This window comes from Polymorphospora sp. A560, from assembly GCF_045781765.1.
In the GTDB taxonomy this organism is placed as follows: Bacteria; Actinomycetota; Actinomycetes; order Mycobacteriales; family Micromonosporaceae; genus Polymorphospora; species Polymorphospora lycopeni.
The window spans coordinates 5412629-5432163 of sequence record NZ_CP122282.1 but is presented as its reverse complement, the minus strand read 5'-3'; the positions used below and the strand labels follow the sequence as shown (position 1 = coordinate 5432163).

At 75.2% G+C, this 19535-nt stretch carries 15 protein-coding genes, 1 rRNA gene and 1 pseudogene; 15 read left to right on the top strand and 2 right to left on the bottom strand.

All coding sequences use genetic code 11. The annotated features are described in order from the left end of the window. Nucleotides 1–33 precede the first annotated feature (33 nt). Nucleotides 34–150, top strand: a 5S ribosomal RNA gene (gene rrf / locus QCD66_RS24210). Nucleotides 151–247: 97 nt separating this feature from the next. Here rrf and QCD66_RS24205 read toward each other — a convergent pair. Continuing rightward, nucleotides 248–1717, bottom strand: coding sequence for a hypothetical protein (locus QCD66_RS24205; RefSeq protein WP_407566795.1), 1470 nt, complete (start codon nt 1715–1717; stop codon nt 248–250). A gap of 120 nt (nt 1718–1837) precedes the next feature. On the opposite strand from QCD66_RS24205, the gene QCD66_RS24200 reads away from it, so the two are divergent. Beyond that, complete coding sequence (locus tag QCD66_RS24200) at nt 1838–2878, top strand: Replicase polyprotein 1ab (RefSeq protein ID WP_375737267.1); 1041 nt, start codon at nt 1838–1840, stop codon at nt 2876–2878. Beyond that, entirely contained in the window at nt 2875–3924 is a 1050-nt protein-coding gene (locus QCD66_RS24195; protein WP_375737265.1) for an HAD-IIA family hydrolase, read from the top strand. The genes QCD66_RS24200 and QCD66_RS24195 overlap by 4 nt, the downstream gene beginning before the upstream one ends. Nucleotides 3925–3930: 6 nt before the next feature. Here QCD66_RS24195 and QCD66_RS24190 read toward each other — a convergent pair whose 3' ends face one another. Next, the gene (locus QCD66_RS24190; RefSeq protein WP_357534522.1) at nt 3931–4269 is read right to left on the bottom strand and encodes an alkyl sulfatase C-terminal domain-containing protein; all 339 of its coding nucleotides are present in this window, start codon (nt 4267–4269) and stop codon (nt 3931–3933) included. A 184-nt stretch (nt 4270–4453) separates the two neighbouring features. Here QCD66_RS24190 and QCD66_RS24185 point away from each other — a divergent pair, with 184 nt between their 5' ends. The 12 genes and pseudogenes from QCD66_RS24185 to QCD66_RS24130 form a co-directional block, all read left to right on the top strand. Next, on the top strand, nt 4454–5140 hold the full coding sequence (locus tag QCD66_RS24185) for a phasin family protein (RefSeq protein ID WP_375737266.1): 687 nt from the start codon (nt 4454–4456) through the stop codon (nt 5138–5140). Further along, on the top strand, nt 5137–5490 hold the full coding sequence (locus QCD66_RS24180) for a hypothetical protein (protein WP_407566794.1): 354 nt from the start codon (nt 5137–5139) through the stop codon (nt 5488–5490). Before QCD66_RS24185 ends, QCD66_RS24180 begins: the two co-directional genes overlap by 4 nt. Nucleotides 5491–5515: 25 nt before the next feature. Further along, entirely contained in the window at nt 5516–6424 is a 909-nt protein-coding gene (locus QCD66_RS24175) for a TlyA family RNA methyltransferase (RefSeq protein WP_357534526.1), read from the top strand. Beyond that, the gene (locus QCD66_RS24170) at nt 6421–7305 is read left to right on the top strand and encodes an NAD kinase (RefSeq protein ID WP_357534528.1); all 885 of its coding nucleotides are present in this window, start codon (nt 6421–6423) and stop codon (nt 7303–7305) included. Before QCD66_RS24175 ends, QCD66_RS24170 begins: the two co-directional genes overlap by 4 nt. Before the next feature lie 241 nt (nt 7306–7546). Continuing rightward, complete coding sequence (recN, locus tag QCD66_RS24165; protein ID WP_375737039.1) at nt 7547–9304, top strand: DNA repair protein RecN; 1758 nt, start codon at nt 7547–7549, stop codon at nt 9302–9304. Nucleotides 9305–9423: 119 nt separating this feature from the next. Continuing rightward, nucleotides 9424–10614 (top strand): putative cytokinetic ring protein SteA, encoded by a 1191-nt coding sequence (gene steA / locus QCD66_RS24160; RefSeq protein WP_364221203.1) that lies wholly within the window; start codon nt 9424–9426, stop codon nt 10612–10614. Nucleotides 10615–10641: 27 nt separating this feature from the next. Then, nucleotides 10642–11580, top strand: a complete 939-nt coding sequence (locus QCD66_RS24155) for a copper transporter (protein ID WP_364221206.1) — start codon at nt 10642–10644, stop codon at nt 11578–11580. Further along, a complete protein-coding gene (locus QCD66_RS24150; protein WP_364221209.1) occupies nt 11577–12452 on the top strand; it encodes a hypothetical protein in 876 nt (291 codons plus the stop codon). The genes QCD66_RS24155 and QCD66_RS24150 overlap by 4 nt, the downstream gene beginning before the upstream one ends. Nucleotide 12453: 1 nt before the next feature. Beyond that, nucleotides 12454–14154: a murein biosynthesis integral membrane protein MurJ gene (gene murJ, locus QCD66_RS24145; protein WP_407566793.1), complete on the top strand. Its 1701-nt coding sequence runs from the start codon at nt 12454–12456 to the stop codon at nt 14152–14154. Continuing rightward, a complete protein-coding gene (locus QCD66_RS24140) occupies nt 14151–15323 on the top strand; it encodes a glycosyltransferase family 4 protein (RefSeq protein WP_364221215.1) in 1173 nt (390 codons plus the stop codon). Before murJ ends, QCD66_RS24140 begins: the two co-directional genes overlap by 4 nt. Next, nucleotides 15323–17581, top strand: coding sequence for a hypothetical protein (locus QCD66_RS24135; protein ID WP_375736130.1), 2259 nt, complete (start codon nt 15323–15325; stop codon nt 17579–17581). The genes QCD66_RS24140 and QCD66_RS24135 overlap by 1 nt, the downstream gene beginning before the upstream one ends. 137 nt (nt 17582–17718) lie before the next feature. Further along, nucleotides 17719–19398: pseudogene (locus QCD66_RS24130) on the top strand (CTP synthase); the annotation flags it as partial. Nucleotides 19399–19535: the final 137 nt, after the last annotated feature.

Below are 19535 nucleotides of genomic sequence, written 5' to 3'. Positions count from 1 at the left end.
GGTTGTGGGTGGTGTTTGATAAGTCGATAGTGTTACGGCGGTTATGGCGGAGGGGAAACGCCCGGTTACATTCCGAACCCGGAAGCTAAGCCCTCCAGCGCCGATGGTACTGCACTCGTGAGGGTGTGGGAGAGTAGGACACCGCCGGACTTCTTATAGTTGAGGGCCGCCCCCTTTCCCGGGGTCGGCCCTCAACTGCGTTAGGCCGCCGTCGACGGACGGCCCGAGGAAGGACATAGCTGTGAGTTCAGGACCGGAGGGCGGCAACCGCCCTCGTCGCGACGACGAGCGACCCGATCGTGGCCGTGACGGGTCTTCTTCGCGGGGCGACCGTCCGCCGTACCGAGGTGACCGGGACCGGGGCGGCTACTCGGGTGGCCAGCGTGGCGGCTACCGCGACGATCGTGACTCCCGGGGCGGAGCCCGCGACGGCGGCCGCCAGGGCGGCTACGGCGGCGGCTTCCGTGGCGGCGACCGCGACCGTGGTCCGCGTGATGGCGGCGACCGGTCCGGTGGCTTCCGTGGTGACCGGGACCGTGGTCCGCGTGACGGTGGTGGGTTCCGGTCGGGGGACCGTGACGGTGGATACCGTTCCGGTCCGCCGCGTGACGGTGCCGACCGTGGCTACCGTGGCGGCGACCGCGACTCCCAGGGCGGCGGCTTCCGCGGCCGCGACCGTGCGGAAGGTTTCCGCTCGGGGCCGCCGCGTGAGGGTGGGTTCCGTTCCGGTGACCGGGACCGTGGCCCCCGTGAGGGCGGCTTCCGTGGCGGCGACCGCGACCGTGGTCCGCGTGATGGCGGCGACCGGTCCGGTGGCTTCCGTGGTGACCGGGACCGTGGTCCGCGTGACGGTGGTGGGTTCCGGTCGGGGGACCGTGACGGTGGATACCGTTCCGGTCCGCCGCGTGACGGTGCCGACCGTGGCTACCGTGGCGGCGACCGCGACTCCCAGGGCGGCGGCTTCCGTTCCGGTGACCGGGACCGTGGCCCCCGTGAGGGCGGCTTCCGGGGCGGCGACCGGGACTCGCGTGGCAGCGGTTTCCGTGGTGACCGCGACCGTGGTCCGCGTGAGGGTGGCTTCCGTGGCGGCGACCGCAAGGACGGCTTCCGTTCCGGGCCGCCGCGTGAGGGTGGGTTCCGTGCCGGCGACCGGGACCGTGGCCCCCGTGAGGGCGGCTTCCGTGGCGGCGACCGGGACTCGCGTGGTGGCGGTTTCCGTGAGGGCGGCTTCCGTGGCGACCGCGACCGTGGTCCGCGTGAGGGTGGTTTCCGCGGTGGTGACCGCGATGGTGGCTTCCGTACCGAACGGCCGCGTGAAGGCGGTTTCCGTGGCGGCGACCGCGACGGTGGTTACCGCCCGGGGCAGCGCGACGGCGGTGACCGGCCGGGTGGCTTCCGGGGCGGCGACCGGGACCGTGGTCCCCGCGAGGGCGGCTTCCGCGGTGGTGACCGCGACCGTGGCCCCCGTGAGGGTGGCTTCCGGGGCGGCGACCGTGAGGGCGGCTTCCGTTCGGAGCGGCCGCGGGGCGGTGACCGGCCGGGTGGCTTCCGTGAGGGTGGCTTCCGTGGCGACCGGGACCGCGGTCCGCGTGAGGGCGGGTTCCGTGGCGACCGGGAGCGTGGCGACCGGGACCGTGGCCCGCGTGAGGGTGGCTTCCGGGGCGGGGACGACCGGCGTGGCCGGTTCGACCGTGACGAACGCCGCGACAGCGGGCACCGCGACCAGGGCGAGTACCGCCCGGCCGGCGAGCCGGAGCGGGCCTCGGCGCCGGGCGCTCCCGAGCTCTCCGACGAGATCGTGGCCAGCGACCTCGACAAGGACGTACGCGCCGAACTGCTGTCGCTCGCGAAGCCGGTCGCCGAGACGGTTGCCCGGCACCTCGTGGCGACCGGCCTGCTGATCGACGACGAGCCCGAGGAGGCGCTCGCGCACGCGCTCGCCGCCCGCCGGCTGGCGTCGCGGATCGCGGCCGTACGCGAGGCGGTCGGACTGGCTGCGTACCGGGCCGGGGAGTGGCAGACCGCGATCGCGGAGCTGCGGACGTACCACCGGATGAGCGGGCGGCAGACGCACCTGGCGGTGCTCGCGGACAGTGAGCGGGCGCTCGGCCGGCCGGAGCGGGCGATCGACCTGTTCCGTGGCGCGGACCGGGACGCGCTCGACCCGGCGACCGCGATCGAGCTGCTCATCGTGGCCGCCGGTGCCCGGGGCGACCTCGGCCAGGGTGACGCCGCGGTGGCGATGTTGCAGGTACGCGAGCTGAGCGGCGGGGCCACCGAGCCGTGGGCCGGCCGGCTGCGGTACGCGTACGCGGACTCGCTGCTGGCGGTCGGCCGCCGGGACGAGGCCCGGGAGTGGTTCGCCCGGGCGGTGGAGGCCGACGAGGAGGGCGAGACCGACGCCGCCGAGCGGCTGCTCGAACTCGACGGCGTGCTGATCGAGGGCGACGACGAGGAGTTCGAGGACGGCGCGGAGGAGTCCGACGAGGAGGTCGAGGGGCGCGACGAGCGTTCCGGGTCCGAGGCGTCGGGCGTGGCGACGGACGGCGCGGACGTCGTACCGGCGGACGGCGAGACCGTCGAGGCGGTCGCCGCGGCCCGGGTGGTCGACGGCGGCCGGCGGGAGAGCGACGTCACGGAGGTGGAGGAGTCCGGGTACGCCGACAGCGGCGCTGTCACCGTGCAGGAGGACGAGAAGGACCTCGACGACGACGAGAAGGACCTGCCGGTCGAGGTGGACGACGAGCCGTCGGAGCACCAGAGCGGCCCGGCGGCGGCGGATGCCCCCACCGGCCCGGAGGCGGCCGACAGCGCCGTGACCGGCACCGGGGGCGACGAGGCGGCCGGCGGTGAGCGGCCCTGGCCGGCCGGTTCGTGAGCGGGCGGGGCGCGGGTCGGCTGGTCGACGCGTACGACCTGGTCATTTTTGATCTTGACGGGGTCGTCTACCTGATCGACGAGCCGATCCCCGGCGCGGTCGAGGCGATCGGTCGGCTGCACGACGAGGGGCGGTCGGTGTCGTACGCGACGAACAACGCCTCCCGGCGGGCCGCCGACGTCGCCGAGCTGCTGACCGGGATGGGCGTACCCGCCGGCGCGGACGAGGTGGTCACCTCGGCGGGTGCCGCCGCGGCGGTACTCGCCGGGCGGCTGGCTCCCGGCGACCGGGTGCTCGTCGTCGGCGCCGACGCGCTGCGGGACGAGATCGCCGAGGCGGGTCTCGTCCCGGTCACCCGTGCCGACGAGGAGCCGGTCGCGGTCGTCCAGGGCTACGGGCCGCGGGTCGGCTGGGCCGAGCTGGCCGAGGCGGCGGTCGCGGTACGGGCCGGCGCGGTCTGGGTGGCGACGAACACCGACCGCACCCTGCCGAGCCCGCGCGGGCCGCTGCCCGGCAACGGGTCACTGGTGGCGGTGCTGCGTACGGCGCTGGACCGGGATCCGGACATCGTGGTCGGCAAGCCGGCTCCGGGGCTGTTCCGCACCGGTGCGCAGCGGGTCGGTTCGAGCCGGCCGCTGGTCGTCGGGGACCGGCTCGACACCGACATCGAGGGCGCGGTGCGGGCCGGCATGGATTCGCTGCTGGTGCTGACCGGGGTCAGCGACGTCCCGGAGCTGCTCGCCGCGCCGGCGGCGCGCCGGCCCACCTTCGTCGGGTACGACCTGGGTGGACTGTTCGACGTGGACGGTGCGGTGCGGGTGCCGGCGGGGGAGCCGGAAGCCGGTGGCTGGCGGGTGTCAAACGACGGCGGCGGGCTGCGGCTCGACGGGGCCGGTCCGACCCTCGACGCGCTCGCCGCGCTGTGCGCCGCGGCGTGGTCGCCTTCGCCGGACCGCGACGAGGGGACCGCCGGGCAGGCGGTGACGGTGGTCGGCGACTCGGAGCCGGCACGGGCGGCGTTGGGTGAACTCGGCCTGGCCGACTGACCGTCCTCAGAGGAGCTTGCGCAGCTTCAGCAGGTCGAACGGGTTGGCGTTGATCGAGATCCGCCGGGCGCCGAGGGCCTTGGCGACGTCGAGGTCGCCGCGGACGAGGGCGATCAGGTCGTCGCTGGAGGTGGTCAGCGCGACCTTGGCCTTGGGGTCGTCGCCGTCGGCGAGGTCGACGAGGTGGCCGTCGGTGAGCCGGCCGTGGAACGCGGTGCCGAGGTCGGTGATCCGGCAGGCGAGGGTGCGGTCGAGGTCGACCCGGTCGCGCACCTTGGCCGCGTTGGCGGCGAGCCGGGCCGCCAGATCGTGCAGAGCCTGCCGGCACTCGTCAACCGTGGCCACCTGTCGCCTCCATCGTCGTCTCGTCGTCGGGGCCGGAACGGCGCCGGCCGGGCGGGTGGTCGCGCTCCGATCGGCGTACGTCGTCACGGCGCGCCCCGTCCTGCGCACCGTACCGCACCGTCCCGGTGGCGGCGCCCGGTAGCGTGACACCCGAAGGATTCGCCGATCGGGAAGGGGACCGGGCATGCCGGACGCGTGGCGGGCATACCTCGAGCTGGCCCTCGGGCTGACCGAGGCGTCGAAGAAGAAGGCCGAGCGGGTGGCCCGCAACCTCGTCGGCGCCGGTGGGGCGACCGCCGCCCAGTTGCAGGCGATGGCCGAGGAACTGGTGACCACGAGCGCGGCCAACCGGGAGGCGCTGACGAAGCTGGTCCGCTTCGAGGTGGACCGGACGCTGGGCGCGGTGGGGCTGGCCACGGCCGAGGAGGTCGCCGACCTGACGACCCGGGTACGTGACCTGGAACGCGAGCTGATCGAGACCCGGGCCCGCGCGGATGCCGCGGAGGCGGCAGGTGCCGCCCTGCTCCCGGCCGGTGGTGCCCCGCCGTCCGTACCCGGCGAGGCCGGACCGGCGAAGCCGGCGGCCGGCAAGGCCGTCGCGAAGAAGACCGTCGCCAAGAAGGCGGTGGCGAAGCGGCCCGAGGCGGGCAAGGCGGTGTCGCCGCTGTTCGAGCCGGCCCCGGCCGACCTGGTCACCGAGCCGCCGGTCAGCCGGACGTCCGCCGTCCCGACCCCGGCCGACCAGCCCGCCACCACAAAGGGGGTCGTCCCCAAGCGTGCCGCGGCGAAGAAGGCCGCGCCGGCCAAGAAGGCGGTCGCGAAGAAGGCGGTCAAGAAGGCGGCTCCGCCGGCCGGGAGCGCGGAGGCGTGACCGGGCCCGTACCCGGAAGGCCCGGACCGCCGCCCGGCGGCGCCCGGCCCGGACCGCCGTCCGGTCCCCGTCCCGTGCCGCCGTCCGGTGGGTTCCGGCCGGCCCCGCCGGCCGCCGGTCCGGCGGGCTCCCGGCCCGCCGCGCCGGCTGACGGCGGGTGGCCGTCCGGCCCGGAGGCGCCGGTCCTGCCGACGGTCGCCGGCCCGGGCGGCTCCGGCCATCCCGCCGTCGACGCGGCGATCCAGGCGATGGCCAACGCCGCCGACCTGCCGCCGGCGGACCAGATCGCCCAGTACGAGGCGGCGCACCGCACGCTCCAGGAAACCCTCGCCACCATCGACCACGGCTGACCGCCCGCCCCTCCCGGAGACACCCATGGCTCGCCGTACCCGGCTGGATGCCGAACTCGTCCGTCGTGGCCTGGCCCGTTCCCGCGAGCAGGCCGCCGCCCTCGTCGATGCCGGGCGGGTCCAGGTGCGCGGGGTCGTGGCCCGCAAGGTCGCGGCCATGGTCGACCCGGCCGACCCGGTCCGGGTCGTCGGCGACGACCCGAAACAGGAGTACGTCTCCCGGGGCGGCCACAAGCTGGCCGGCGCGCTGGCCGCGTTCGGGCCGGCCGGGCTGGCGGTGACCGGGCGACGGTGCCTGGACGCGGGCGCGTCCACCGGCGGGTTCACCGACGTGCTGCTGCGCGCGGGAGCGGCCGAGGTGGTCGCGGTCGACGTCGGCTACGGCCAGCTCGCCTGGTCGCTGCGCGGCGACGCCCGGGTACGGGTCTTCGAGCGCACCAACGTGCGGTCGCTGACCCCGGAACAGATCGGCGGCCCGGTCGACCTGACGGTGGCGGATCTGTCGTTCATCTCGCTGCGGCTGGTGCTGCCGGCGCTGGCGGCGTGCACACGTACCGACGGCGACCTGGCGCTGATGGTCAAGCCGCAGTTCGAGGTCGGACGGGAGCGGGTCGGCGCCGGCGGCGTGGTCCGCGACCCGGAGCTGCGGGCCGAGGCGGTACTGGACGTGGCGGCGGCCGCCGCGGCGCTCGGGCTCGGTCTCGCCGACGTGGTGGCCAGTCCGCTGCCGGGCCCGAGCGGGAACGTCGAGTTCTTCGTGTGGCTGCGTCGCGGCGCGGCCGGGGTGGGCGCGGAGCGGGTACGGGCGGTCGTCGCCGCCGGCCCGGCGACGGTGCCCGCCGAACCCCCCGAAGGTGGCGGGCCGGATGGTCCGGACGGCGTCGGTGTCGGGCCGGCGGCCGGTGGTGCGCGTACTGGGGAGGAGACCCGATGAGTCGGGTGGCTCTGCTGGTGACCCACACCGGGCGGCGGCGCAGCACCGAGCACGCCCGGACGGTGGCGGCCGACCTCATGGAGGCGGGCTTCGAGGTCCGGGTGGTGGCCGACGAGGCCGAGGACCTCGACCTGCCGGGGATCGTGCCGGTCGACGGGGACGCCCCGGCCGACGGCGCCGAGATCGTCTTCGCGCTCGGTGGCGACGGCACCTTCCTGCGCGCCGCCGACCTGGCCCGGCCGGCGAAGGCGCCGCTGCTCGGCATCAACCTCGGCAAGGTCGGCTTCCTGGCCGAGGCCGAGATCAACGACCTGGACCAGGCGGTACGTGACGTCGTCGAGCGGTCGTACACCGTGGACGAGCGGTTGACGCTGGACGTGCGGGCGGAGTTCGACGGCGGGCCGACGATCGAGTCGTGGGCGCTGAACGAGGTCAGTGTCGAGAAGGGCGAGCGGGCCCAGATGCTGGAGCTGCTGGTCGACGTCGACGGCCGGCCGCTGTCGAGGTACGGCTGCGACGGGGTGGTCTGCGCCACCCCGACCGGTTCGACGGCGTACGCGTTCTCGGCCGGCGGCCCGGTGGTGTGGCCGGAGGTGGAGGCGCTGCTGCTGGTGCCGATCAGCGCGCACGCCCTGTTCAGCCGGCCGCTGGTGACCGCGCCCACATCGACGTTCTCGATCACCGTCGACCCGTTCACCACGCTGGCCGTGTTGTGTTGCGACGGCCGGCGGGTCTACGACCTGCCGCCGGGGGCGCGGGTGACGGTGCAGCGGGGGGCGGTGCCGGTGCGGATCGTCCGGCTGCGGCCGCGGCCGTTCACCGACCGGCTGGTCGCGAAGTTCGCCCTGCCGGTGGCCGGCTGGCGCGGCAACCGCGGCTGATCCCACCGTCCGGGCCGACTCCCGCCAGGGGCGGCGGTGGTCCGGGCTGCCATGGTCCGGGCTGCGGTGGTCCGGGCGGCCACGGTCCGGGCGGCCCGGTCCTTGATCGGCGACACGCCCGGGACCGCCGTGCCGCCGCCGTGGAACCCCCGGTCGGACCACCGGTGGAGGCGTACGCCGCCGCCGGGTGGCACGCCTGTGGCTGGTCAACCGTCGGACCGCGCCACTACTGTCATTGCCTGTGTTGGAAGAGCTTCGAATCACCGGGCTGGGCGTCATCGAGGACACCACGCTGCCGTTGACCGGCGGTATGAACGTCATCACCGGTGAGACCGGTGCGGGCAAGACGATGGTGGTCACCGGGCTCGGGCTGCTCTTCGGCGGCCGGGCCGACGCCGGCCGGGTGCGCGCCGAGCCGGGGCGCGCGGTCGTGGAGGGGCGGCTGCGGCTGTCCGAGCCGACCGCGACCGGGGTGCACACCCGGGTCGCCGACGCGGGTGGGGAGCCCGACGACGACGGCTGCCTGCTGTTGAGCCGTACGGTGACGGTCGAGGGCCGGTCGCGCGCGCACGTCGGGGGGCGCGCGATGCCGGTGTCGATGCTGGGCGAGATCGGCGAGCAGGTGGTGGCGGTCCACGGCCAGTCCGACCAGTTGCGGCTGCTGCGCCCGGCCGAGCAGCGGGGCGCGCTGGACCGGTTCGCCGGGCCGGAGCACGAGAAGCTGCTGGCGACGGCGCACGAGTCGTACGCGCAGTGGCGCCGGGTCGCCGACGACCTGGCCGACCGGCGGCGCAACGCGCGCGAGCGCAACCAGGAGGCCGACCTGCTGCGGCTGGGGCTGGACGAGATCAGCCGGGCCGATCCGCAGCCGGGCGAGGACGAGGAGCTGAAGGCCGAGGCGCAGCGCCTGGAACACGCCGAGGGGCTGCGTACGGCGGCGCAGGTGGCGTACGTGTCGCTGGCCGGTGCCGGTGACGTCGTCGACGAGACCCCGGACGTGACGAGCCTGCTGGGGATGGCGCGGCGCACGCTGGAGGCGCAGGCGGGGGTGGACCGCAAGCTCGGCGACCTCGGTGGCCGGCTGGAGGAGGCGGCGACCCTGGTCGGCGACGTCGTGGCGGAGCTGTCGTCCTATCTGGACTTGCTGGACGCCGATCCGGCCCGGTTGCAGACGGTCTACGAGCGGCGGGCGGTGCTGCGCGGGTTGACCCGTAAGTACGCCGACGACGTCGACGGGGTGGTCGCCTGGGCCGAGCGGGCCCGCACCCGGTTGTCCGAGCTGGACAGTTCCGACGACGTGCTGGAGGAGTTGGAACGCGAGCGGACCCGGCTGGCGGCGGAGGTCGCCGACCTGGCGGTGCGGTTGACGGCGGCGCGGCGGGCCGCGGCGGCCCGGTTCGCCGACGAGGTGACGGTGGAGCTGGCCGGGCTGGCGATGCCGCACGCGCGTATCGAGGTGGCGGTGCTGCCGCGGCCGGTCGGGCGGGGCGAGCCGACGGTGACCGTCGACGGGGTCGAGGTCGGGATCGGGCCCGACGGGGCCGACGAGGTGGAGTTGCGGTTGCTGGCCCATCCGGGGGCGCCGTCGCTGCCGCTGCAACGGGGCGCGTCCGGCGGTGAGCTGTCGCGGGTGATGCTCGCGATCGAGGTGGTCTTCGCGGGGTCGGGCGGTCCGCCGACGTTGGTCTTCGACGAGGTCGACTCCGGGGTCGGTGGGCAGGCGGCGGTGGAGATCGGTCGCCGGCTGGCCCGGCTGGCGCGCAGTCACCAGGTGCTGGTGGTGACGCACCTGCCGCAGGTGGCGGCGTTCGCCGACCGGCATCTGGTGGTGGCCAAGGACACCGGTGGGGCGGTCACGACCAGCGGGGTGCGGGTGGTCGAGGACACCGAGCGGGCCCGTGAGCTGGCCCGGATGCTGGCTGGTTTGCCGGATTCCGATCTGGGTATCGCACATGCCGAGGAACTGCTGGCGGTGGCGTCCCGGGAGCGGCGCCACTGAACGTCCTGTGTGACAATAGCCACACTGATTCCCGATCCGGCGTGCTTCCCTGGAGGTTGCGACTCTGCTCGGGGCATGTCGCAACAGGAAACTGTGCCTCACATGCCAGGATGGTGCCGATGCGTCTACCCACCTTGCGCCGGACCCGGACCGTCGAACCGGGCATCGTCACCGGCACCGCGCGCCTCGACCGGCGTACGAAACGCCTGGTCGGGCGGCTGCGGCCGGGGGACATCGCGATCATCGACCATGTCGACCTGGACCGGGTGGCGGCCGACTCGCTGGTCGCCGTCGGGGTCGCCGCGGTGCTCAACGCCAAGCCGTCGGTCTCCGGTCGCTACCCGAACCTGGGTCCGGAGGTGCTGATCGAGGCCGGCATCCCGCTGCTCGACGACCTCGGCGAGACCGTGTTCCAGGCGGTCCGCGAGGGCGCCAACGTCCGGATCGACGGCAACACGGTGCTGCTGGACGGTGAGCCGGTGGCGCACGGTGTCCGGCAGGACGCCGAGACGGTCGCCAAGGCGATGGCCGACGCCCGGGAGGGCCTGTCGGTGCAGTTGGAGGCGTTCGCCGCCAACACGATGGAATACCTCAAGCAGGAACGCGACCTGCTGTTCGACGGGGTCGGCGTACCCGAGGTCGAGACCCGGATCGGCGGCCGGCACTGCCTGATCGTGGTCCGCGGCTACGACTACAAGGCCGACCTGGACGTCCTGCGGCCCTACATCCGTGAGTACAAGCCGGTCCTGATCGGGGTCGACGGGGGCGCGGACGCGCTGGTCGAGGCGGGCTACACCCCCGACATGATCATCGGCGACATGGACTCGGTCACCGACGACGTGCTGCGTTGCGGCGCCGAGGTCATCGTGCACGCCTATCCCGACGGGCGGGCCCCCGGCCTGGCCCGGGTGCAGCAGCTCGGCCTGTCGGCGGTGACCTTCCCGGCCGCGGCCACCAGCGAGGACCTGGCGATGCTGCTCGCCGACGAGAAGGGCGCGTCGCTGCTCGTGGCCGTCGGCACCCACGCGACCCTGGTGGAGTTCCTCGACAAGGGGCGCGGCGGCATGGCGTCGACGTTCCTCACCCGGCTCAAGGTCGGTGGCAAGCTGGTCGACGCCAAGGGCGTCAGCCGGCTCTACCGGCAGAACATCTCCGGATCGTCGCTGCTGCTGCTGGTGCTGTCGGCGGTGGCCGCCATGGCGTCGGCGGTGGCGGTGTCCACCGTCGGCAAGGCCTATCTCGGGGTCGCCTCCGAATGGTGGGACAATCTGGTCTTCCAGATCGGACAGCTTCTGGGACGGCTCTTCTAGTCCCCCGTTGCTCAAGGGGCTTCAGGCGTGATCAATTTCCGGTACCACGTGGTATCGCTCACCGCGGTGTTCCTGGCGCTGGCCATCGGCCTGGTCGTCGGCACAGCGGCGTTGAACGGACCGGTGGCCGACTCGCTGAAGGACAACGTCAACGCGCTGCGCAAGGACAACCAGCAGCTGCGGGAGTCGGTCAGCAGCCTCCAGCGGGAGGTCGACCTCGAGGAGGACTTCGTCGCCGAGGCCGCCCCGGTGATGCTCGCCGGCAAGCTCACCGACCGGCGCGTCGCGCTCGTGGTGCTGCCGTCCGGCCAGGACCACGTCGAGGGGGTCACCGCGATGCTCGAGACCGCCGGGGCCAGCGTGACCGGGCGGGTCGAGGTGCTGGACAAGTTCGTCGACCCGGAGAACGGCACCGAACTGCTCGAACTCGCCACCCGCGCGCTGCCGACCAGCGTGCCGGCCGCGGACCTGCCCCGCAACAGCGACGGCGTGGAGACATCGGCCGCGCTGCTGGCCAACGTGCTGCTCGAACGCCCGCAGGGCACCCCGCCGGTCACCGAGGCCGACGTCAAGTCGGTGCTCAGCGCCTACCGCACCGCCGGCTACATCAACGCCGACGAGCAGATCGGCACCCCGGCCCAGGCGGTCCTGCTGGTCACCGGCCAGCCGTACGTCGACCGGGACTTCGCCAAGAAGGACTCGGCCGTGGTCACCGTCGCCGTGCAGTTCGACCGGGTCGGGCCGCTCGTCGTCGCCGGCAGCGGTGCCAGTGGCGGCAACGTCGTCGCGGTCGTCCGCGGCGACCCCACCCTCTCCAAGACGATCTCGACCGTCGACCACGCCAACACGCTGCAGGGCCAGTTGGTCACCGCGCTCGCCCTGACCGAACAGTTCATGTTCAACCGGGCCGGCCAGTACGGCGTCAACAGCGGCGCCGCCTCGCTCGTGCCGAAGCTGACCGAGTGAACGCCCGACGTCTCGCCGGCCGCCTGCTGGTGGCCGGCGCCGGAGTGCTCGCCGCCCGGGCCGCGCTGGGGGCCGTGACCGCCACCCCACGGGCGCCGGCCCTGGACCGCACCAACTTCCGTGGCCGTACCGTGACCCTGGCCGCCGGCCCGGCGCTGGCCGTCGGGGCGTCGGTGGCGGCTGCCGCCGGGGCACCCGGCCCGGCGTCCGGTGCCGCCGCCGCGGTCGCCGGACTCGCGTCCGGGGCCGTCGGCCTCTACGACGACGTCGTCGGCGCCCGCCCCGACCAGAAGACGGCCAAGGGCTTCGCCGGCCACCTGTCCGCGCTGCGGGACGGGCGGGTCACCAGCGGCCTGGTGAAGATCGCCGGGGTGGGCGCGGCCGGACTCGCCGCCGCGACCCTGCTCGCCGCCGACCCGGCCGTACGCGGCCACCGCCACCGCCGCGGGCAGCGCCGGGCCGGCCGGGTCGTCGACGTGCTGCTCGGCGCCGGGGTCGTCGCCGGCACCGCCAACCTGGTCAACCTGCTCGACCTGCGCCCCGGCCGGGCGCTGAAGTCGGGGCTGCTGCTCGGCGCCCCGCTGGTGTCCGGCCCCGCCGGCGGACTGGCCGCCGGGCCGGTCGGTGCCGCCGCCGCGCTGCTGCCCGACGACCTCGACGAGCGGGTCATGCTCGGCGACTCCGGCGCCAACGCGCTCGGCGCGCTGCTCGGGGTGGCGCTGGCCGCGCGCAGCGGGCCGCTGGGCCGGGCCGGGATCCTCGCGGTCGTCACCGCGCTGACCGCTGCCAGCGAGAAGGTCAGCTTCACCCAGGTGATCCAGCGCACCCCGGGACTGCGGGAGCTGGACGCGCTGGGCCGGCGCAGCGCCTGACGTGGGCACGCCGGGTACGGTCACCGGCGCCGGTCGGATCGCCGGCGCCGCCGCGCTGATCGCCGTACTGACCGTCGCGAGCCGGCTGGCCGGGTTCGCCCGTACCGGGGTGTTCACCTGGGTCGTCGGCGGCACCGACCTCGGCGGCGTCTACCTGATCGCCAACACCGTCCCCAACATCATTTTCGAGATCGTGGCCGGCGGGGCGCTGGCCAGTCTCGTCGTACCGCTGCTGGCCGGCGCGATCGCGGCCGGCGACCGGGCCGCGGTCGCGGCCACCACCGGCGCCCTGCTCACCTGGACGGTCACCCTGCTGGTGCCGCTGGCCGTCGTCGTCGCCGTGTTCGCCGGTCCGATCGTCGCCGCGATCGCCAACGACCCGACCCCGGCCGAGGTCGCCGTCGGCGCCCGGATGCTGCGGATCTTCGCCCCGCAGTTGCCGCTGTACGGCATCGGGATCGTGCTCACCGGCGTGCTGCAGGCACACCGCCGGTTCGCCTGGCCGGTCATCGCCCCGCTGCTGTCCAGCGTCACCGTCATGGCCGCCTACCTCGTCTTCGCCGGCACCCAGGGCCGCGGCGTCGACATCGCCGGCGTCGACCTGGCCGGCGAACTGATCCTCGCCGTCGGCACCACCGCCGGGGTGGTCGTACTGTCGCTGTCGCTGCTGATCCCGCTGCGCGCGCTGCGGCTGCGGCCGGCGCCGACGTACGCGTTCGACGCCGACGCCCGGCGCCGCGTCGGCGGGCTGGCGGTGGCCGGCGCGGTCACCGTCGCCGGGCAGCAGGTCGCCCTGCTGGTGTCGCTCAACCTGGTCTCCGGCGGCGCGACCGGCGTCGACGCCGTCGTGCCCTACAACCTGGCCCAGACGATCTACCTGCTGCCGTGGTCGGTGCTGGCGGTGCCGCTCGCGGTCGCCGCCTACCCGGCCCTGGCGGCCGCGCACACCACCGGCGACGAGGACGGCTACCGGGCCACCCTCGCCCCGACGGTCCGGCGGGTGCTGCTGCTGGCGACGCTCGGTGCCGCCGCGCTGACCGCCGTCGCCCGCCCGGTCGCCCAGTTCTTCTTCACCGGGGTGGCCGCCGAACAGGCCGCCGCCGGCATCGTCGGGTTCGCCCCCGGACTGCTCGGTTACGGCCTGTTCGCGGTGCTGTCCCGGGCGCTGTACGCCCGCGGCGACACCCGCGCCGCCGCCGTGGCGACCGGGCTCGGCTGGCTCGCCGTACCGGCCGCCGCCGTGCTGCTGGCCGCGGCCGTACCCGACGACCAGCGGGTGCCGGCGGTGACCGGCGCCAACTCGGTCGGGATGGTGGTGCTCGGCGCGGTGCTGGTCGTCGCCGTCGCCCGCCGGGCCGGGCCGGGCGCCGTCGCCGGCCTGCCCCGGGCGGCCGGCGTCGCCCTGCTGGCCGGTGGCCTCGCCGCGCTGGCCGGTACGGTGGTCGGCAACTGGCTGGCCGGGGCGGGCCTGAGCCTCTGGCCTGCGGCGGACGCCGGCGGCGGCACCCCGGCGCACACCGTCGCACTGCTGCAGGGCATGCTTGCCGGAGCCGTCGTGGCGCTCGTGTTCGCCGGTGTCGCCTACCCGCTGGACCGCCACGACCTGCGTCCGATGGTGGCAGCGGTCGGGCGCCGGCTGCGCGGGGGCCGTCGCGACGGCCCCGACCGGCACGACGACGCAGAGGGGACGGATCCGCGGTGACCGAGGCGGACGCAACGGTTACGCACTTCACGGGCGCGGTGGCGCTCGTCCTCGCCTCCAGCACCGGCGGCGTCGGCCAGCACGTCGCCTCCGTCGCCCGCGGGCTGGCCACCGCCGGCGCCTCCGTCACGGTGTGCGGCCCCGCCGGCACCGAGGAGCAGTTCCGGTTCACCGCGGCCGGGGCCCGCTTCGTCGCGGTGGAGATCCCGGCCAACCCGACCCCGGCCGACGGGCGGGCGGTCGCCGCGCTGCGCCGGGTGCTCGCCGGGCCGGTCGACGTCGTACACGCCCACGGGCTGCGCGCCGGCCTGGTCGCCGCCCTGGCCCGGCCGGCCCAGCCGCTCGTCGTCACCTGGCACAACGCGGTCCTCGCCACCGGCCTGCGCGGGCGGGTGTCGCGGCTGGTCGAGCGGGTCGTCGCCCGCGCCGCCCGGGTCGCGCTCGGCGCCTCGCAGGACCTCGTCGACCGGGCCCGCGCGCTCGGCGCCCGCGACGCCCGGCTCGCGCCGGTCGCCGCGCCGGCCCTGCCCGCGCCACGGCGCGGCCGGTCCGCCGTACGCGCCGAGTTCGGCGTCGCCGCCGGCCAGCCGCTGATCGTCTCGGTGGGCCGGCTGCACCCGCAGAAGCGCTACGACATCCTCGTCGACGCTGCCGCCCGCTGGCGGTCCCTGGACCCGCCGCCGGTCGTGGTGATCGCCGGCAGCGGCCCCAGCTACATCCAGCTCGCCGCCCGGGTCTCCGCCTCCCGGGCCCCGGTCACCCTGCTCGGGCACCGCACCGACATCGCCGACCTGCTCGCCGGCGCCGACCTGGCCCTGGTCACCAGCGACTGGGAGGCGCGGCAACTCTTCGCCCAGGAGGCGCTGCACGCCGGGGTGCCACTGGTCGCGACCGGGGTCGGCGGCATCCCCGACCTCGTCGGCGACGCCGCCGTGCTGGTGCCGCCCGGCGACGTCGACGCCGTCGACACGGCCGTACGCGACCTGCTCGCCGACGACGACCGCCGGGCCGAACTCGGCCGGCTGGGTCCGGAACGGGCCGCCACCTGGGCGCGCGAGGCCGACACCGTCGCGGAGCTCGCGGCCGTCTACGCCGAACTGGTCCCGGCCGGCGGGGGCGTCGCCGACCGGCGGGCCGGCGACGGCGGCACGGCCGGGGGACGCGCCTGATGCTGCGTCGCGTCCTGCCGATCCTGCTGACCGCCCTGGTGGTGGTCACCGCGATCGCGGCCCTGGTGGTACGGCCGGCCACCGGCGCGCCGCAGGGCTCCGCCGACTACGCGGTCGTCGTCGGGGTCGCCGGGCTGCGCTGGGACGACGTCAGCCAGGAGAACACCCCGACGTTGTGGGCGATGGCCGAACGCGGCTCGATCGGCTCGCTGGCCGTACGCTCGGCCCGCAAACCGACGTGCCCCGTCGACGGCTGGCTCACCCTGGGCGCCGGCAGCTACGCCGCCTGGGACGCCGACCCCGTCACCGGCGAGTGCCCGCCGTCGGACGTGGTCGTCGAGCAGCCCGACGGCATCGGCGCCAACCTGCCCGACCAGCGCACCGCGGTCCGTTACAACCAGGAGCGGCTGCCGTGGGGGACCGTGCCGGGGGCGCTGGCCGAGTCGATGCGCTGCACCGTCGCGGTCGGCCCGGGCGCCGCCGTCGCCGCCGCCCGCCCGTTCGGCCGGGTCGACCGGTACGAGCCGGAGCTGCCCGCCGACCCGGGCGACCTGCTGGCGTCGTGCGTACTGAGCATCGTCGACCTCGGCACGGTCAGCGGCGAGGACCCGGCGGAGCGGGCCGCGGCCGCCGCCCGCGCCGACGCCGAGCTGGCCCGGGTCCTCGACGCCCGGCCGGACCGGTCGCTGGTGCTGGTCGCCGGGGTCTCCGACACCGACCAGTCGTCGCGGCTGCACGTCGCGGTCGCCGACGGCCCGGGCTGGGAGGCGGGCTGGCTGACCTCGGCCAGCACCCAGCGCGACGGCTACCTGCAACTGGTCGACATCGCCCCGACCGTCGTCGCCGTGCTCGGCCGGCCGATGCCGGAGCGGCTCTTCGTCGGCCACCCCGCCAGCACCGTCGTCGGCCGCCCCGCCGACCTGCCCGAGGCGGTCGTCGCCCCCAACGACGCCGACCGGGAGGCCCGCGCCCAGCGGACCGTCGCCGACTGGTTCTTCGGCCTGCTCGCCGTCTTCCAGGTGCTGCTGGCCGTCGCCGTGGTGCCGCTGCTGCGCCGGGCCCGGCCGCACGGCGGGCCGCCCGGTCCGGCGCCGGTGCCGCCCCGGGTCGTGGCCGTCGTCGAGGTGCTGCTGGTCGCGGCGGCGCTGGCGATCCCGGCCGCCCTGCTGGCCGACGTCGTGCCCTGGTGGCGGGCCACCCACGCCGGGCTGCTCTTCGGCGCGGTGGCGCTGGTCACGCTGGCGCTGGCGACCGCGGTGGTGCGGCTGAGCCGGCCGTACCCGGCCACGCTCGGACCGATGGGTACGGCGGCGACGATCGCCGCCGTCGTGGTCGGCGTCGACGTGCTCACCGGCGCCCAGCTGCAACTCAACGGCGTCACCGGCTACTCCGCGCTGGAGGGCGGCCGGTACGCCGGTGTCGGCGTGGTCGGCCTCGGCGTCTTCGTCGCCGGGGTGCTGCTCGCCGCCGGCTGCCTGGCCCAGCAGGTACGGCGTACGTGGCGGCCGGCGGTCATGGTCGCCGTCGGCGGGATCGGGGTGGTCGTCGTCGGCAGCCCCTATCTGGGCGCCGACCCGGTCGGCGCGGTCGCGCTGACGGCCGGGGTCGCCATCGCCGCGGCGATCAGCACCGGCGGCTGGCTCAGCCTGGCCCGGGTCGCCTGGGCGACGATGGCCGGGCTGGCGGTCACGGCCGGGTTCGCGGTGATCGACCTGCGCCGGCCGGTCGCCGAGCGGGGCAGCCTCGGCCGGTTCCTCGGCGCGCTCGGTGACGGCACCAGCGGGATGACCGTGCAGCGTACGGCGACCGCGAACATGGAGGCGCTGGTCGGCAGCTCGCTGACGGTGATCGCGCTGGTCGGCGCGGTGCTGGTGTGGTTCGCGCTGCTGCGTACCTGGGGTGGCCTGAAGCGGCTGTTCGGCATCTACCCGGCGGTCCGGGCCGGGATGGGCGGTATCGCGGTCGCCACCGTGATCGGCGGCGTGATGGGCGGTTCGGCGTTCAACGTGGCGGGCGCGGCGGCGGCGACGACGGTGCCGCTGGCGGCGCTGGCGGCGTTGCGGGTGCTCGGCCACTCCGCCGACCGGACGAGGCCGCCGGTGCTGCCGCTGGTCGACGATCCGGCGTCGGCGTCTACGGCCGGCGGGTCCGGTGGCGTGGGCGCGGCGGCCGGGCCGGCGGCGGAGACCGCCGACGGCGGGCCGGACGGGCCCCGGCCCGACGCCCCGACCAGGGACGTTCCGGTCGGATCACCGTGAGCGACGGCCCTGACCTGCCGCGAGGCGGGCGTCGGGGGCCCGGCCCGAGGTGTTAGGGTGGAATCCCGTGGATGGCGTGATCACATTCCTGATCCGCTGGTCTGCACTACTGCAACAGACGACCACGGGAGCAGGCGTTGGCCCCTTCAGCACGGACGACCAGGCACATCTTCGTCACCGGGGGCGTTGCCTCCTCGCTCGGAAAGGGCCTGACCGCCTCCAGCCTCGGTAACCTGCTCACCGCCCGTGGGCTGCGGGTCGTGATGCAGAAGCTCGACCCCTATCTGAACGTCGACCCGGGGACGATGAACCCGTTCCAGCACGGTGAGGTCTTCGTCACCGACGACGGGGCCGAGACCGACCTCGACGTCGGGCACTACGAGCGGTTCCTCGACCGGGACCTGTCCGGCAAGGCGAACGTGACCACCGGCCAGATCTACTCGGCGGTGATCGCCAAGGAGCGGCGCGGCGAGTACCTCGGCGACACCGTCCAGGTGATCCCGCACATCACCAACGAGATCAAGGCCCGCATCCTCGCGATGGGCGACCCGGACGAGGACGGCCGAACACCCGATGTGGTGATCACCGAGGTCGGCGGCACGGTCGGCGACATCGAGTCGCTGCCGTTCCTGGAGGCGATCCGGCAGGTCCGCCACGACCTCGGCCGGGACAACTGCTTCTACCTGCATGTCTCGCTGGTGCCCTACCTGGCGCCGTCCGGGGAGCTGAAGACCAAGCCGACCCAGCACTCGGTCGCCCAGCTGCGCAACATCGGTATCCAGCCGGACGCGATCGTGTGCCGGTCGGACCGGGAGATCCCGGACAAGCTCAAGCACAAGCTGTCGCTGTACTGCGACGTCGACCGGGAGGCGGTCATCGCCGCGCCCGACGCGCCCAGCATCTACGACATCCCGAAGGTGCTGCACCGTGAGGGCCTCGACGCCTACGTCGTACGCCGGCTCGGGCTGTCGTTCCGGGACGTGGCCTGGAGCGGCTGGGACGACCTGCTCGACCGGGTGCACCACCCGCACCACACGGTGACGGTGGCGCTGGTCGGCAAGTACGTCGACCTGCCCGACGCCTACCTGTCGGTCAGCGAGGCGATCCGGGCGGCCGGGTTCCACCACCGGGCGCGGGTGCAGCTGCGGTGGGTGCCCAGCGACGACTGCGTCGACCCGGCCGGGGCGGCGGCCGCGCTGTCCGGCGTCGACGGGATCGTGATCCCCGGCGGCTTCGGCGTACGCGGCATCGAGGGCAAGGTCGGCGCGGCCCGCTTCGCGCGGGAGAACCGGGTGCCGATCCTCGGGCTGTGCCTCGGCCTGCAGTGCATGGCGATCGAGGTGGCCCGCCACGCGGCCGGCCTCGACGGGGCGAACTCGCTGGAGTTCGACGACCAGGCCACCCACCCGGTGATCTCGACGATGGCCGACCAGACCGACATCGTCGCCGGCAAGGGCGACCTCGGCGGCACGATGCGGCTGGGGGCGTACGACGCGAAGCTGGCCGAGGGGTCGATCGTCGCGCAGGCGTACGGCACCACGAGGGTCAGCGAGCGGCACCGGCACCGCTACGAGGTCAACAACGCCTACCGGGACGCGTTGACCGAGGCCGGGCTGCGGATCTCCGGCACGTCCCCGGACGGCCGGCTGGTGGAGTTCGTCGAACTCGACCGCGACCTGCACCCGTTCTTCGTCGCCACCCAGGCGCATCCGGAGCTGAAGAGCCGGCCGACCCGGCCGCACCCGCTGTTCGCGGCGTTCGTCGGCGCGGTCGTCAGGTACGCCTCGGCCGACCAGTTGCCGGTCGACCTCGGCGGCCCGCAGGAGGCCCGGCCCGGCGCCGAGGCACCGGAGCCGCCGGCGGTGCCGGGCGCGGTCGACCCGCACACCGGCGTCGCCGCGGACGGGTCGGTGGAGTTCGCCGGCCGCAACGGCGCCGCGAAGCCGGCGAAGGC